The organism is Acinetobacter sp. S54, assembly GCF_016624945.1.
In the GTDB taxonomy this organism is placed as follows: domain Bacteria; phylum Pseudomonadota; class Gammaproteobacteria; order Pseudomonadales; family Moraxellaceae; genus Acinetobacter.
Genome location: NZ_JACVUI010000009.1, coordinates 16,479 through 31,264 on the forward strand (window position 1 = coordinate 16,479; position 14,786 = coordinate 31,264).

At 41.0% G+C, this 14,786-nt stretch carries 17 protein-coding genes; 3 read left to right on the forward strand and 14 right to left on the reverse strand.

The window, feature by feature from the left end; all coding sequences use genetic code 11:
* Positions 1-15: 15 nt before the first annotated feature.
* Entirely contained in the window at positions 16-882 is an 867-nt protein-coding gene (locus tag IAE20_RS12380; protein ID WP_200482447.1) for an NAD(P)-dependent oxidoreductase, read from the forward strand.
* Between the two features lie 32 nt (positions 883-914).
* Here the strand turns inward: IAE20_RS12380 and IAE20_RS12385 are convergent, their stop codons facing one another.
* The 12 genes from IAE20_RS12385 to ubiG form a co-directional block, all read right to left on the reverse strand.
* Positions 915-1,718 (reverse strand): ATP-binding cassette domain-containing protein, encoded by an 804-nt coding sequence (locus tag IAE20_RS12385; RefSeq protein WP_200461147.1) that lies wholly within the window; start codon positions 1,716-1,718, stop codon positions 915-917.
* A 17-nt stretch (positions 1,719-1,735) separates the two neighbouring features.
* A complete protein-coding gene (gene ssuC, locus IAE20_RS12390) occupies positions 1,736-2,539 on the reverse strand; it encodes an aliphatic sulfonate ABC transporter permease SsuC (protein ID WP_200461146.1) in 804 nt (267 codons plus the stop codon).
* Positions 2,536-3,711, reverse strand: a complete 1,176-nt coding sequence (ssuD, locus tag IAE20_RS12395; protein WP_200482432.1) for an FMNH2-dependent alkanesulfonate monooxygenase — start codon at positions 3,709-3,711, stop codon at positions 2,536-2,538. Before ssuD ends, ssuC begins: the two co-directional genes overlap by 4 nt.
* A gap of 60 nt (positions 3,712-3,771) precedes the next feature.
* Complete coding sequence (locus tag IAE20_RS12400) at positions 3,772-4,770, reverse strand: aliphatic sulfonate ABC transporter substrate-binding protein (protein WP_200482431.1); 999 nt, start codon at positions 4,768-4,770, stop codon at positions 3,772-3,774.
* 25 nt (positions 4,771-4,795) lie between these two features.
* Positions 4,796-5,770: a sulfonate ABC transporter substrate-binding protein gene (locus IAE20_RS12405; RefSeq protein WP_200482430.1), complete on the reverse strand. Its 975-nt coding sequence runs from the start codon at positions 5,768-5,770 to the stop codon at positions 4,796-4,798.
* A gap of 364 nt (positions 5,771-6,134) precedes the next feature.
* A complete protein-coding gene (argA, locus tag IAE20_RS12410; protein ID WP_200461142.1) occupies positions 6,135-7,490 on the reverse strand; it encodes an amino-acid N-acetyltransferase in 1,356 nt (451 codons plus the stop codon).
* A gap of 126 nt (positions 7,491-7,616) precedes the next feature.
* Positions 7,617-7,958: an RcnB family protein gene (locus tag IAE20_RS12415; RefSeq protein WP_200461141.1), complete on the reverse strand. Its 342-nt coding sequence runs from the start codon at positions 7,956-7,958 to the stop codon at positions 7,617-7,619.
* A 195-nt stretch (positions 7,959-8,153) separates the two neighbouring features.
* The gene (locus tag IAE20_RS12420; RefSeq protein ID WP_200461140.1) at positions 8,154-8,549 is read right to left on the reverse strand and encodes an RcnB family protein; all 396 of its coding nucleotides are present in this window, start codon (positions 8,547-8,549) and stop codon (positions 8,154-8,156) included.
* A gap of 218 nt (positions 8,550-8,767) precedes the next feature.
* Positions 8,768-8,923: a hypothetical protein gene (locus tag IAE20_RS12425; RefSeq protein ID WP_200482429.1), complete on the reverse strand. Its 156-nt coding sequence runs from the start codon at positions 8,921-8,923 to the stop codon at positions 8,768-8,770.
* Positions 8,924-9,087: 164 nt separating this feature from the next.
* Positions 9,088-9,834, reverse strand: coding sequence for a YciK family oxidoreductase (locus IAE20_RS12430; RefSeq protein WP_200461138.1), 747 nt, complete (start codon positions 9,832-9,834; stop codon positions 9,088-9,090).
* A 43-nt stretch (positions 9,835-9,877) separates the two neighbouring features.
* On the reverse strand, positions 9,878-10,573 hold the full coding sequence (locus IAE20_RS12435) for an HAD family hydrolase (protein WP_200482428.1): 696 nt from the start codon (positions 10,571-10,573) through the stop codon (positions 9,878-9,880).
* Positions 10,570-11,286, reverse strand: coding sequence for a bifunctional 2-polyprenyl-6-hydroxyphenol methylase/3-demethylubiquinol 3-O-methyltransferase UbiG (ubiG, locus tag IAE20_RS12440; RefSeq protein WP_200482427.1), 717 nt, complete (start codon positions 11,284-11,286; stop codon positions 10,570-10,572). Before ubiG ends, IAE20_RS12435 begins: the two co-directional genes overlap by 4 nt.
* A 199-nt stretch (positions 11,287-11,485) precedes the next feature.
* Here ubiG and IAE20_RS12445 point away from each other — a divergent pair, with 199 nt between their 5' ends.
* A complete protein-coding gene (locus IAE20_RS12445) occupies positions 11,486-12,103 on the forward strand; it encodes a thiol:disulfide interchange protein DsbA/DsbL (RefSeq protein ID WP_200482426.1) in 618 nt (205 codons plus the stop codon).
* Positions 12,104-12,155: 52 nt separating this feature from the next.
* Here the strand turns inward: IAE20_RS12445 and IAE20_RS12450 are convergent, their stop codons facing one another.
* Together IAE20_RS12450 and IAE20_RS12455 are read right to left on the reverse strand one after the other, a co-directional pair.
* Positions 12,156-12,803, reverse strand: coding sequence for a TetR/AcrR family transcriptional regulator (locus IAE20_RS12450; protein ID WP_200461134.1), 648 nt, complete (start codon positions 12,801-12,803; stop codon positions 12,156-12,158).
* Between the two features lie 121 nt (positions 12,804-12,924).
* Positions 12,925-13,560: a TetR family transcriptional regulator gene (locus tag IAE20_RS12455; protein ID WP_200461133.1), complete on the reverse strand. Its 636-nt coding sequence runs from the start codon at positions 13,558-13,560 to the stop codon at positions 12,925-12,927.
* 189 nt (positions 13,561-13,749) lie between these two features.
* Between IAE20_RS12455 and IAE20_RS12460 the strand changes: the two genes are divergently transcribed.
* A complete protein-coding gene (locus tag IAE20_RS12460) occupies positions 13,750-14,772 on the forward strand; it encodes a flavin reductase family protein (RefSeq protein ID WP_200482425.1) in 1,023 nt (340 codons plus the stop codon).
* The last annotated feature ends 14 nt before the right edge of the window (positions 14,773-14,786 follow it).

Consider the following 14,786-nt stretch of genomic DNA (forward strand, 5'->3'; position numbering starts at 1 on the left):
GGAGTAGGTTTGGTGATGAGAATTGGATTTATAGGATTAGGGGCAATGGGATGGCATATGGCAGGGCATTTGACTCAGCTGGATGCCACAGTAATGGTGTGGAATCGAACGAAAAGTAAAGCTGAGGCACATGCAGCACAATTTGGAACAGTCTCAGTTGATTTAGACTTACTTGTGCAAGCCGACTTTATTTTTTCGTGTCTCCCAACAAGTTCAGAAGTAGAAGCAATACTCTCTGCACATCCACCAAAATCTGGCAGTATCTGGATTGACTGTACCAGTGGTATTCCCTTTTCTGCACAACAATTAAGTCAATCTTTGAAACGACAAGGTGTGGAATTTTTAGATGCGCCAGTTTCAGGACAAACCATTGGTGCTGAAAATGCGACATTAACTGTAATGGTTGGCGGTCACCAACCTGCCTTTGAGCGGGCCAGACCTGTGATTCAGGCATTTGCAGGAGTAATTGAGCATGTTGGAGAGAGTGGGTCTGGTTTCGCGGTTAAAGCGGTGAATAATATTTTGATGGCAGCTAATCTTTGGGCTTTAAGTGAAGGATTATCGGTTCTCAAAGTTCGTGGGGTCAGTTTAGATGCTGCTTTGGCTTGTATTAATCATTCCAGTGGTAAAAGTAGTATGTCTGAAACGGTGATGCCGCAAAAAATCATGAGTCGTTGTTTTAATAAAACGTTTGCACTTAATTTATTGCAAAAAGATATTGGAATAGCACTTGATCTGATCGCGGAGACGGGACAGCAGGGAAGTTTATTGCATTGTGTACAACAGCTGTATAATCAAATAGATCGGCAAACAGCCGAGCACATCGATTTTTCAGCTGCAATTCAGATGTTGGAGCAATACAACCAAGTGCTGCTCAATTAAAAATGGATAAAAGCCGCAGATTGCGGCTTTATTTAAGTGGCTAAGACGGCTTCTAATACACGCTGTTCCAGCTCTGCAAATTCAGCGCCCTTCTTGCGTGGTCGTGGAAGATCGACTTCAAAACTATGTGCAATGTGACCTTTATCCAGCAAAATAATTTTATCAGCTAATTGCACTGCTTCACTGACATCATGCGTCACCAAAATAGCGGTAAAACCTTGCTCTTTCCACAAACGTTCAATCAGGTTTTGCATTTCCAGACGAGTCAGAGCATCGAGTGCACCCAACGGTTCATCCAGCAATAATATACGTGGTGAATGTGAAAGTGCGCGCGCCAAAGCAGTACGTTGTCGTTGACCACCTGACAGTTGTGACGGCCATTGTCCTGCTTTATCTTTTAGGCCTACTTTTTCCAATAACTGTTCAGCAATATCACGTTTATCTTTGGCTAGTCCTAATTGTGCATTTTGTAAAATACTTTTCCAAGGCAATAGACGTGGATCCTGAAACATGACCCGAATATCATCACTGGTAATTCCTTCACGGAAATGTCGTGCCGATTTAAATTTAATCTCCCCATAACTTGGCTGTTCGAGATCAGCAATCAGGCGTAATAGAGTACTTTTACCACAACCACTGCGACCGACGATAGCAACAAACTCTCCGGGCTGAATATGTAGATCAAGATCTTCTAAAACTTTAACCTGCCCATAAAACTTATGCAGTTGTTCAATAATAATTTCGGCACCAATTGGTACATCTCCAACTTGAACAGGCTGTTCTATATGCACGTTAGTCAGTTCATCTTGATATAAAGGTAAATTTAAATTGGTCATGATCAAAGCCCTCGAATTTATTGTTGATAGCCTGCATGCCAGCGCAATAAATAGCGCTCAAGGCCCTGAGCCAGAACATCGGCAAGTTTGCCCAATAAGGCGTAAAGTAAAATACCGACTAACACCACATCGGTTTGTAAGAATTCTCTGGCATTCATGGTCATATAGCCGATGCCTGATTGTGCCGAAATAGTTTCAGCAACAATAAGTAGTACCCAAACCAGACCAAGAGCAAAGCGTAAACCGACCAAAATTGAAGGCATTGCGCCCGGTAGAATGATTTCTTTATAGAGTTGCCAGCGGTTTAAACCATAGCTTTTACCCATTTCAATCAACTGTGGATCGACCGAGCGAATACCATGATACGTATTGATATAAATAGGAAAAAATACCCCGACTGCTACAAGAAACAGTTTTGCTGTTTCATCGATTCCAAACCAGAGGATTACTAAGGGAATCAGCGCGAGTGCAGGAATATTACGAATCATTTGCAAGGTCGTGTCGAGCAAGGTTGATGCAGTTTTTGATGAACCATTGAGTAGACCTAAAAATAGCCCTAATCCTCCACCGACCAAGAGGCCGAGCAATGCTCGACCTGCACTGACCTTAACATGATGCCAGAGTTCTCCACTGACTAATAAATGCCAGAAGGCGCTTACAACCGCAGTGGGGGCTGGCAAGACTCGACTTTGCAGTAAGCCTGTGGTTGATGCAAGCTGCCAAATGATAACCAGTGCGATTGGAAACAACCAAGGAAGGCTGCGTTTAAAAATCGCAGCTGTTCCACGTGAAACAATAGAAGAGGCGGTATTTACACTCATACGGACTCCTTGACCACTTTCTCTTTCTTGCTCTGATCTGGAGCATAATTGTTGGCAATAATTTCACCAAAAGGACCTGTAAGGTTAGGTTGGGCCAGCTTCTCACGAGTTTTGAGTGGTAAGAGTGGGAAAACTAGCTCAGCAAAGCGAATAGATTCTTCAAGATGTGGATAGCCTGAAAAAATAAAGGTATCGATACCCAAATCTGCGTATTCCTGAATACGCGCTGCCACTGTTTCCGGATCACCTACCAATGCGGTACCTGCACCGCCACGTACTAAACCAATACCTGCCCATAAGTTGGGTGAGACTTCAAGTTTGTCACGTTGACCACCATGGAGGGCGGCCATGCGTTGTTGACCGACTGAGTCCATCTGCGCAAATTTCTTCTGTGCTGCGGCAATAGTGTCATCATCGAGATATTGAATCAGTTCATTCGCTGCTGCCCACGCCTGCTCATTCGTTTCACGGACAATGACATGTAAGCGAATGCCATAATTTAGGGTACGGCCTTTGGCGGCAGCTTTTGCCTTCATACCTTCAACTTTTTCTTTGACTGCAGCAGGAGGTTCGCCCCAAGTTAAATAGGTATCCACTTGCTCAGCTGCCAGTTCTGAAGCTGCATCTGATGAACCACCAAACCACAATGGTGGATAAGGTTTTTGAATGGGTGGATAGAGAAGCTTGGCTTCATCGACGCTCAAACGCTCACCATGGAAGGTAAATGACTCGCCTGTATGTGAACGCGTCAGGATTTCACGCCAGATTTTTACATATTCACTTGCAGTTTGATAACGTGTTGAATGGTCTTCATATAAGCCATCGCCCTTAAGTTCCTGCTCATCACCACCTGTCACCAGATTAAGTAACACACGACCGCCAGATAAACGATCAAAGGTTGCGGCCATACGTGCTGCCAGCGCAGGTGTGGTAATACCTGGACGTAGAGCCACTAAAAATTTTAAATGTTTTGTAGCATCAATCAGACTGGCAGCGGTAATCCACGGATCTTCACAAGAACGACCAGTTGGAATCAAAACGCCGCTATAACCTAAATTATCAACCGCTACCGCAATCTGTTTCATATACGCATGATCCACTTGACGTGCACCTTTGCTGGTTCCTAAATAGCGACTGTCACCGTGAGTGGGAATAAACCAGAAAATATTCATATCAACATTCCTTTAAATGCGTTTTGATAAAATTGCGTGTATGTTTAGAAGGCCTAAGAACTAAGAAGCTTTTGGTGTCCAGATGGTTTGATTCACCTGAATACCTTTTGGAATGAGCTGAACTTGCTGAAACAGATCGGCAATACTCTGCTGAGCCTTGGTAACTTCTGGAGTTAAGGGTTGAACGGGAGATGGTTTGTGCCGTTTGTCCAGTACCGCTTTAGCTACTTGAGTATCGAGTCCCGTACTTTGCGCATAAATACTTAAGCCTTCGTCCTGATGTTTCACAAACCATTGATCTGCTTTATTTAAACCATTCAGAACCTTTTGGGTGGCATCTGGGTGTTGTTGGATAAATTTAGGATTACCAATGTAGAACGAGTAGGTCGTTGGAAATGCAGTCCCATCAATAAGTGATTTGGCATGGCCTTTGAGCTCGGTAGTACTTAAGTAGGGTTCCCAGATTGCCCAAGCATCAACCGCACCTTTGTCAAACGCGGCACGTGCATCGGCTGGAGGTAGCCAGACAGGTTGAATGTCCTGCCAGCTTAAACCTGCTTTTTGCAGCACTTTGGCCAGCAGTTCATGTGCACTTGAACCTTTTTGTACCGCAATGCGCTTACCTTTAAGATCTTGGATGGATTTGAAGGCACTATTTACTGGAATGAGAAGTGCCTGTGAATTTGCAGGAACTACCTCATAACCTACATAACTCAGATCTTTATCGGCTGCTTGTGCAAATATGGGCGGAGTATTACCTACCATACCAAAGTCCACTGCACCAACGGCTAAAGCTTCGAGCATTTGTGGTCCAGCAGGAAATTCGCGCCATTCGATTTTGGCATTTGGAAATTCCTGTTCAAATATTTTTTGCTCTTTAGCAATTAAAAAATTCAGCGAAGACTTTTGAAAACCTATCGACAATGTTCTGACAGGTGCGTTATTTGTAGTCGATGAATCTTTTTGTGCTTGTGTATGGGGTTCTGTTTTCTGACAGCCACTTAAGCTTAAACCCAGACTTATGGTTCCGATGACACTCAATTGTTTTAAGCTAATCATGAGTTGTTATCCTAATTGTTCGCATTTATTTAATTTCGCCAGTTAAAATGGCATCTTGAATTTTTAAGGGCTGCGGAATCAATTTTTGCTGATAAAAAGCATCCGCCACTTGTTGTTGTGCATTGACTACTTGAGTCGACAATGGGGTAACGCCAAAGCCCATGCGAGAAATAGATGTTTTTAAAATATTGAAATCTAGCGCGGTCGGTTTTTCCAGTAATTTGGCGGCGGCATCCTGATGAGTTTTGACCCATTCCGTACTTTGATTAAGCTCTTTGACCAGAGTGTTCAGGACGTCAGGATGGGCTTGGGCAAATTTACGATCTGCCAGATAGAACTGATGGTTGCTAACCAGATTTTGTCCTGTAGCCAGTACTCGTGCACCAATCTGTTGTTCAGCCGCCGCAAAGAATGGATCCCAGATCACCCATGCATCGACTGCACCTTTTTCAAAGGCCGCTCGGGCATCGGCAGGAGGTAAATACACCACTTGAATATCGTTCAAGGTTAAATGATTTTTTTCCAATAATTTTAATAATAAATAATGCACATTTGAGCCTTTATTTAAGGCAACGCGTTTACCTTTCAAGTCCTGAATAGATTGAATCGTAGAGCTTTTGGGAACAATCAGAGCTTCAGCATTTGGTGCAGCAGGCTGGTTCGCAACATACACTAGATTAGAGTTCGCTGCCTGTGCAAAAATAGGCGGAGCTTCACCCGCTTCACCAAACACCACACTACCCACGTTTAAGCCTTCCAAAAGCTGTGGACCAGCAGGGAATTCAACCCATTTGATTGTGATGCCTTGCTCTTTTAAAGCTTTATCTAATGCACCACGCTCTTTTACAATAGGCAGTAAGCCATATTTTTGAAAGCCAATATTTAAGGTAGTGAGATCTGAATTTTCTTTCTTAGCACAGCCACTGAGCATCATGATTCCTGCGACACTCGCCGTAATCACTGAAAATTTGAACCACGAAGAAGAACGGATGCTCGCCATGATGTGTGATGCCCTGTATTAAAAAATGTAAGTTGAGGGCACACCTTAAAACCATTTCTATTGCATAAAAAATAAGTTTTTTAACATTAGTTATGATAAAAATAGATAAATAAAAAAATGCTAAGTTTATCTGAAATGTAGATTTTAAAATAAAGGATAATCTTCGATTTTTTTTAAATAAGATATTGATTCTAATGTTTTATGTTTTAAAAAGATAAGCTTATGAAGCAATTGAATATCATCAAAAGAAATAAAAAGATGTTTTTGTACTAAGCTTAGTGAGAATAAAGATATAGTCATTGGTGCTAAAGCCAGTCGATGCACGTCAATCAAACTGGCTTATTTAAAACAGCGGATCAACAATTTACATCAGCATTTTTTTAAACACCAATGAATTACGTTGATAGTTATAGAGTTCCTGTCGTGCATTTGGAAGATCATCGATAGTGGCTGTCTGAAAACCTTGTTCCAAGAACCAGTGTGCAGTACGGGTGGTTAGCACAAACAATTGTAGAATACCTTGTTGTCGTGCTTTCTCTTCTAAAAAATGCAGGATTTGACTACCACGATTGGATTGACGATATGCAGGGTCAACCGCTACACATGCGATTTCAGCAGAACGGATTTCATTTTTTGCTGTGGGAATTGGATATAGCGCGGCACAGGCGAGAATCATGCCATCACGTTCAATCACAGCAAATTGTCCAATTTCACTTTCCAGTCGTTCACGAGATCGATAAACCAAAATACCTTCTTGTTCGAGTGGACGTAACAGATTAATTAGCCCGCCGACATCTTGAATTGTCGCCGTGCGTACTTCCTCATAATGCGCGTCAGTAATCATGGTGCCAATGCCATCGCGAGTAAATAACTCTTCAATCAATGCACCATCATAGGCATAGGAGATTACATGTACGCGATGTACACCTGAAAGAGAAGCTCGCTGCGCACCTTGTAAATGCAAGGCCATTTCATCATCATTTTTTTGAAATTGCTCAATATAATTATCTAATTGGTGGGGAGTAAGTTCACGTAAAATTTTGTGGTTATCATCAAGTAATCCTTGTTTATTGCCAAGAAAAATCAGCTTGTCGGCTTGAATGGCAATCGCGGTTTTGGTGGCTACTTCTTCTGCCAAAAGGTTAAATACTTCTCCGGTGGTTGAATAACCTGTAGGCCCTAATACCACAATATTATGATTATCTAAATGGCGCTGAATTGCATCTGTATCGATACTTCGGACTTCACCTGTCAGTTGAAAATCAACTCCATCGCGAATTCCATAAGGTTTAGCTGTAACAAAGTTTCCAGAAACGGCATCAATACGCGCACCAAACATAGGTGAGTTGGCCAGTCCCATTGATAATAACGCCTCAATTTCCAGTCGAATGGAACCTACAGCATTCATAATACAACTTAAGGATTCTCGTGTAGTGACGCGGCGATGAAGATGAATTGGCGTTTGAATCTGTTTTTCTTGGAGGTTTTTATTAATTTGTGGACGTGCGCCGTGTACTAAAATCAGTCGAATACCAAGCGAATGTAGTAACGCAATATCGTGAATAATATGTTGAAAATTAGGGTGTTGAACTGCTTCTCCACCAAACATTAAAACAAAGGTTTTATTTCGATGTGCATTAATATACGGTGCTGAGTGACGGAACCAACGCACATAATCTTGCGTGGTGCTGGAAGTAGACTCAGTCTCGTGTAATGGCATAATCGACTCAAAAAAAAGAGAAACATAGACTGATTTTAAACAAAATTAGCCAAAGGGGAATGCCTGAGATAAAAAAACACCTTGATCTAAAAGATAAAGGTGTGGGATATGGTCAAGAAATAAAGATTATCGGGCGATTTTCAAAATTTTATGGTCATGTTGTGAAACGAGAACATACTGTCCATTAACTTGATACCATTGTTGGCCACGTTTGGGTTGGGCTATATGTTTATGCGCGCGATAGTCGACTTGGTAACGTGACAACTGATATTGACGCGGCATAGTTTGACCAATGCGCCAGTCGCGGCTCGGATCTAGTTTTTTATCTTTTGCATGGGTGGGTTGATGGAGTTCCGCTTGATTTTGATGGACATAATGTTTTGAATGAGGATCTTGCGGAGCTGCCATGGCACTTGTTGCCAATAATCCACTCATACTAAAAACAAGTGCACTAATCCATTTATTCATCTGTACCTCATATTCTTTTCACTGATCGTTGATGGTTTTAACTTAATATTAAATATGAGAGAAAACGTGAAGAGTACTTAGCAAATTGTGAAAGATCGGCACAGATTGAGAAGGGCATGTGAAGACAGCTTAAAAAAAAGCCCAGATTTGGAATCTGGGCTATAAAGTGTAAAATTTTTAATAAAATTAAATGGGTTAGAAACCTACGATCCGAATAATATCATTGGTACTGGAATTGACTAAAATATAGTCATTGTTGATTTTGTACCATTGTTGATTTCGATCAGGTTTTGGAAGATTGTGATCCCGATATTCAACTTTATAACCATTGCCACGGTAATGTTGAGGCATAACATAACCCGTTTGCCAGCGGTGCTGTTTTAAACGTTGTACACCACGTTCTTCTCGTATACGACGTTGTTCTGAGCGCACTTGTTCATCATCGTTATCACGGTCACGATCATAACTGCGTTCTTTACGCGCTTGAGGAAAATCACCGCCATTATCGCGATCAAAATACGGTCCTGCAACTGCAACCGTACTCATTAGTGCGGTCAAAGATAATGCCAGGGCTGTCAAAATCTTTTTCATAATGCATCCTCGGGGACGTACTTCTTTCTCATTGTTTTAATGTACAAAAAAAATGCAGAGAAACTGTGAAGATTGCGCAATAATTCAATTAAAAATATGAAGATAACTCTGCTCTTATTGCCTAGGCATTTTGCACTGCTTTAAATTGTTTTGTCCAGTGGTCAACGGCTTAAGTCTGAAAGATTTAAATCTATATAGAACGGATAGATAAAAAAGATTTATTGCCAATGTTCAGAAAAATTTTGCAAAGAATCTAACATTAAAATAATGTCTTTTGCCTGTTCAGCATCATTTAGCGCAGTAACCAATGTTTCGGAAAGTTGTAAATGACGAATGGAGAGAATGAGTTGCTTCTTATGAACAGAATCACGCATTAAGTTTGCTCCTTATAACGCTGTGTTAAAACATAGATTCAGATTAAAGGAGATCTTTTAATTTGTAAAAACGAATAATTTTCTTATTTTAATTTAAAAATACGATTATTAATGCGTAAAAAAAGCATCTCGAAAGATGCTGGTAATCTTATATAAAATTAGCTTCAATCCTGTGCATCAATACTTTGACCATCAAGATGCAAACTGTCATCGCCCATTAGATATAAATAAGCCGGCATAATTGACTCTGTTGTAGGCAAACTTAATGGATCTTCATCGGGATAAGCTTTGGCACGCATGGCAGTACGGGTTGCACCTGGATTAATACAATTAAAACGAATATTGGGATGCATATGCTCAGCGGCAAAAATCTTGCTGACAGCTTCAATGGCGACTTTTGAAACAGAATATGCCCCCCAAAGTGCGCGCGCTTCACGTCCGACTCCAGAACTGGTAAATACCACTGAAGCATGCTCTGACTTTTGTAAAAGAGGCAATAAAGCCTGAGTCAGCATAAATGGCGCACGCAGATTTACCGCCATTACATCGTCCCACACTTGCGGCGAATAATCCGCTAAAGGTACACGTTCACCTAAAATACCCGCATTATGCAAAATACCATCCAAACGACCAAATTGTGATTCAAGTGTATTAACTAATAGCTCATAATCACGTACTGATGCGCTGGAAAGCTGTAGCGGTAAAATAGCTGGTTGTGGTGCACCTAAACTTTCGATTTCATCATAAATAACTTCAAGTTTATTCAGGGTCCGGCCATGTAAAACCACTGTTGCGCCATGTAGCGCGTAGCTCATGGCAGCAGCGCGACCAATACCATCGCCAGCACCTGTAATTAAAATAATACGGTCTTTTAATAAATCGGTACGAGGCTGATATTCTGAGTATTTCATGGTGAACCTCCCTAAAATTTGATTCAAATTATAATGATAATGCTCACATCCTAACGGGTTTCGTGGAATTTAACTGTAGTAATTGGCGTAAAATGGATTGTAATTCAGTAACATCGTTCACGATAGCGTCGGCTTGCCATGCTTCCAAATCATCTTGATACTCTAATGGCAAATAACCATAGGCCGCCAGAATGGTATACATACCTGCGGCTCGACCCGCATCAATATCACGTGGATGATCTCCAACATAAATAATTTGCTCACTTGGCAAATTCAATTGTTTGGCGGCAAGATACATGGGTTCAGGATCTGGCTTGGTCTTCGTGACATCTTCAGGGCAAACCAAAACGCTGCAACGTTCAGTCAAATTCAATTCAGCCAGTAACAATTCACTTAAACCACGAGGTTTATTGGTGACAATACCCCACGGAATGTCATGCGTTTCAAGTTCTTCGAGTAGAGGATACATTCCCGAAAACAGATCTGTATCCACCACGATCTGCTGACCATAATTGTCTAGAAAGCGTTGGCGATGTTGTAAAAATACAGGATCATCTAGCTCTAACTCCGGGTAGACCAGTTTCACCATGGCGCGTGCGCCTTCCGAAACTTGTGTACGAATTAAATCGGCATCGACGATGTCACATTGTTTTTCACGACACATGGCTTGAATTATGCGAATAAAATCGGCCGCGGTATCGATTAAAGTACCATCAAGGTCGAATAGAACAGCTTTCATGCTTGAGTTGCCTTAATCGTATGCACCATATAATTGACCTCAACATTCGGTGCCAGCCAATAGTGTTTAGTGAGCGGATTATAGTGCAAGCCAATCATTTCTTTTAAGGTCAAACCTGCTTCACGAATATCCTGCGCCATTTCTGAAGGGCGGATAAATTTGTGATAATCATGCGTCCCTTTAGGTAATAAGCGTAAAATGTATTCAGCTCCAATAATGGCGAACAGATAGGATTTCGGATTACGGTTAATGGTTGAAAAAAACACATGGCCGCCTGGTTTCACTAAAGTCTGACATGCTTTGACGATAGACGTTGGATCAGGAACATGCTCCATCATTTCCATGCACGTCACAACGTCATACTGTCCTGCTTGTTCTTGAGCAAGTTCTTCAACTGGGATTTGACGATATTCGATATTTTTTACATGGTCCTGCTCTGCATGCAAACGTGCAACATTGAGCGGTGCTTCGCCCATATCGATACCTAGAACGTTTGCACCGCGACGCGCCATACTTTCAGCTAGAATACCGCCACCACAGCCCACATCCAGAACTTTTTTACCAGCGATGCCACCTGCGTGTTCATCGATCCAGTTCAAACGTAATGGATTGATCTGGTGTAGAGGACGAAATTCCGAATGCTGATCCCACCATTTGGCTGCGAGTGCTTCAAATTTTGCGATTTCTTGTGGATCAACATTCAGTTGCGACATGGTGTCACCTCTTTTATAAGTGTTTTCATCAATCGTTAAGTTTGGTTTACTAGTGTTAGTGTAACCAGAAATCGGAAAAAAGCGACCAGCTTGCTTAAAGATATGGTAAAAATCTTCACACAAGGAAAACGAATTTAGCATATTTGCTTTATATTTAGAGCATAAACTCAACATAATGATTTAGAGGAAAAAACAGGTAATGAAAAAGTTTGTATTGGGTGGTCTTTGTGCCGCAATGATGGTAATTTCTGGTACAACAATGGCTGCTGATTTTGTGGCAGGGAAGGATTACACCGTGGTGGCTAACCCGGGAAAAGTGGCTGTACCCGGTAAAATCGAAGTACGTGAGTTTTTTTGGTACGGTTGTCCGCACTGTTTTAAGCTTGAACCATATATGCAAACATGGTTAAAACAGATTCCTAAAGATGTAAATTTCCTGCGTACGCCAGCAGCGATGAACAAGGTGTGGGAACAGGGTGCGCGTGCGTATTATGTCTCTGAAGCTCTGAATGTCCGTAAAAAGACCCATTTGCCACTGTTTCATGCAATTCATGATCAAGGACAACAAATTTTTGATCAGGCATCTTTAGCTAAATTTTATGCAGGTTATGGTGTTCCCGAGCAGAAGTTTAATAGCATGTTTAACTCATTTCCAATTACCGCAAAAATTGCAGAATCCAATAAATTGGCGCAGCAATATCAGCTAACTGGCGTTCCAGCGGTTGTAGTCAATGGTAAATATGTGGTTCAGGGTGAAGACGGTAAAGTAACTCAAGTGATTAATTATCTGATTGAAAAAGAACGTAAAGCAAAATAATGTTGGTTTTAAAAAAGCCCCTTTGTTATTTTAAATAAAGGGGCTTTTTATTTTACTTGTTCAAATCATCCAGCTTAATTTCGAGTTCAAACGCATCTAGATTGATTGATTGTGTGGGTAGGGAGAGCGCCTGATTGACATAAAGATTGATCAATTTCTGACGGGAACCAATAGATCTTTGATAATAGCTTGAATTTAATAACAAAGCGGCACCGTAAGTGAGTGACCAGATATAAGATAAATAATCCCGAATGGACATATCATAATGCACAGATTGCAAATAGGCTTCGGTAATATCTTTGATTGCTAAAATACGCGCTTGACGGATTTCGTATAATTCTTCAAATAAATGATTGAGTTTGGATTCACTCATCGTCAGATTTTCTTCTAGCTGATGCAATAAAATGGTACGTGCAGGCGCTAAAAGATGATGCAGCATATAAATCGGTGCATATTCTTTAAAATCAGTGTGGTGTTTATTGGAAATATCTAATAGTTTTTTTTCATTTTCGATGACCAGTTCCAGTAACAGTTCATTCTTACTTTTAAAATGTTTATACAATGTGCCTTTGGCAATATCCAATTCAGCCACTAGCTCATCTAGCGTGATTTCCTGATTGTTTTCCAGCAATAGTTTTTCGGCAACACTTAAAATACGTTCTTTGCGGATTAAAAATTGTTGATGGCGATCTGGATTCATAACCGTTCCTATTACAGCAGTAGATACACGCGTCTACCGACATTAAGCCAAATTCGTAAATTCGCCAAGATGATTAAAGAAATTTACTGATTTTTTTCTGTTTTCATATAATAAGTATGAATTATTCCCAGTTGGCAATACCACGGAAAATCAAGCGGACTTGTGTTGAAGCATTCTCAATAAAACCTTGTTGCTGTTGATGCAACGCTTCGGCCTGGTATTGGCGTGGCAAACTCAGCCAAGTCATGGCCCACGTAAATGACATGTTAATTAAAATCGTAGAAAGAACTTTAAGGTCTTGATTTTCCTGAAAGTGTTCAAATGTTGGTAATTTACGCAAATCTGTAGTCAGCGCTTCGGTCAGGTCGTCGATTTCGCGTGCAATGGCATAGCGTACTGTAGAAGATCCCCCCCAGCGTTCAGCAATCATAAATTGCCATTCGAGTGGACTGTGATTAACTGCCTGTACAAATAACTCAATGCTGGTTTGTGGATTGGCCTTGGCTTGATGTAAATAACTTTGTCCAAGTTGATGAATCAGACTTTTAATGTGCAGAGCAACTTGGTCGACCAGTTCTTGTCCGAGGGCATCCATATCCTGAAAATGGCGATAAAATGCAGTGGGAACTAAACCAACCTCACGTGCGACCTCACGTAAACTAATGCTGCTAAATGAACGTCCAGCAGTACTCAGTTGCAATGCAGCATCCAGCAGTGCCTGACGGCTTTGTTGTTTACGTTCATCCCGTATCGACATTCATTAGACCTATATTAAACCAGCCATGAGTCTATCAAAAACTACCTTGCTTTCAAAAAATAAATGAATAAATAAAAAAATCAGTGAACACCTGTTGACTGAATTAAAAAAAAAGAATAATGTGTACACATGTTCACTGAAAGAACATTTGTTCACTCATATAAATAGCCAGATACAAACGAGGAACGTATGAACATTGCAGCCAATTATCAGCCTCAATGGATTCGCGAAGATTTTGTCGATTTCATATTGGAAAAAGTCAATCCGATGTGGACTTGGAAAAAAGTCAAAGCTCAAGTCACTTCAGTGAAGGCGATCACTCCTGAGCTTTATCAAATTTGTTTACAGTCAAATAGCAACTTTGCAGCACGTCATTTTAAAGCAGGTCAAAGCATTCTTGTGACAGTAGTGGTTGCTGGTGTGCGTTATCAGCGTAGTTATTCTGTGATGCAGATCGATGCGCAGGGAAATCTTTATTTAGGGATCAAAGTTCAGGGCGTAGTATCACGTGCCATGAGTCAGTTACAGTCGGGTGATGTGATTGAAATTTCACAAACTCAGGGCGAATTTTGTTTACATACGGATCAGACCGCAGCAGTATTGATTGCATCAGGTAGTGGTATTACGGCGATTTATTCTTTATTGCAGCAAGCAATACAACAGCAATTACCTCAAATTGATGTGATTTATTTTAGCCGTGATGCTGCATTTCATCATGAATTACAGCGTTTGGCTGAACGTTATCCCATGATTCATTATCACCACATTGATACTCTTCAGCAAAAACAGCATTTAACTCCAGACTTGTTAAATAAGCTGGTGAGTGACTTAGAACAAAAACAAACTTATCTGTGTGGTGCATCTGGCATGATGCAGGCAGCCAAAACGATTTTTGCAGAATTAAATCTGGCCGATCGTCTACATATGGAATATTTCCAGCCTGTTGTAGATGAAACCCTTGAAGCACAACCCGTGATCTTTTTACGTTCACAACAGGAATTTGAAGCCAATACCAATTTATTGGAAAGTGCTGAGCAGGCGGGTTTGCGTCCCTCTCACGGTTGTCGTATGGGTATTTGTAATACTTGTACCTGCACTAAAGTCAGTGGTTCAACCAAAAATATTCTGACGGGTGAAATTGATCATGGCAACAATACCCAGATCAGGTTATGTGTCAGTCAGGCAATTAGTCCTGTCGTGATCAATCTTTAATTACAGTCAGTCAA

Coding starts and splice junctions, on each gene's coding strand:
- IAE20_RS12380 (WP_200482447.1), top strand. CDS start 16: ATGAGAATTGGATTTATAGGATTAGGGGCAATGGGATGGCATATGGCA.
- IAE20_RS12385 (WP_200461147.1), bottom strand. CDS start 1,718: ATGACCAATTTAAATTTACCTTTATATCAAGATGAACTGACTAACGTG.
- ssuC (WP_200461146.1), bottom strand. CDS start 2,539: ATGAGTGTAAATACCGCCTCTTCTATTGTTTCACGTGGAACAGCTGCG.
- ssuD (WP_200482432.1), bottom strand. CDS start 3,711: ATGAATATTTTCTGGTTTATTCCCACTCACGGTGACAGTCGCTATTTA.
- IAE20_RS12400 (WP_200482431.1), bottom strand. CDS start 4,770: ATGATTAGCTTAAAACAATTGAGTGTCATCGGAACCATAAGTCTGGGT.
- IAE20_RS12405 (WP_200482430.1), bottom strand. CDS start 5,770: ATGGCGAGCATCCGTTCTTCTTCGTGGTTCAAATTTTCAGTGATTACG.
- argA (WP_200461142.1), bottom strand. CDS start 7,490: ATGCCATTACACGAGACTGAGTCTACTTCCAGCACCACGCAAGATTAT.
- IAE20_RS12415 (WP_200461141.1), bottom strand. CDS start 7,958: ATGAATAAATGGATTAGTGCACTTGTTTTTAGTATGAGTGGATTATTG.
- IAE20_RS12420 (WP_200461140.1), bottom strand. CDS start 8,549: ATGAAAAAGATTTTGACAGCCCTGGCATTATCTTTGACCGCACTAATG.
- IAE20_RS12425 (WP_200482429.1), bottom strand. CDS start 8,923: ATGCGTGATTCTGTTCATAAGAAGCAACTCATTCTCTCCATTCGTCAT.
- IAE20_RS12430 (WP_200461138.1), bottom strand. CDS start 9,834: ATGAAATACTCAGAATATCAGCCTCGTACCGATTTATTAAAAGACCGT.
- IAE20_RS12435 (WP_200482428.1), bottom strand. CDS start 10,573: ATGAAAGCTGTTCTATTCGACCTTGATGGTACTTTAATCGATACCGCG.
- ubiG (WP_200482427.1), bottom strand. CDS start 11,286: ATGTCGCAACTGAATGTTGATCCACAAGAAATCGCAAAATTTGAAGCA.
- IAE20_RS12445 (WP_200482426.1), top strand. CDS start 11,486: ATGAAAAAGTTTGTATTGGGTGGTCTTTGTGCCGCAATGATGGTAATT.
- IAE20_RS12450 (WP_200461134.1), bottom strand. CDS start 12,803: ATGAATCCAGATCGCCATCAACAATTTTTAATCCGCAAAGAACGTATT.
- IAE20_RS12455 (WP_200461133.1), bottom strand. CDS start 13,560: ATGTCGATACGGGATGAACGTAAACAACAAAGCCGTCAGGCACTGCTG.
- IAE20_RS12460 (WP_200482425.1), top strand. CDS start 13,750: ATGAACATTGCAGCCAATTATCAGCCTCAATGGATTCGCGAAGATTTT.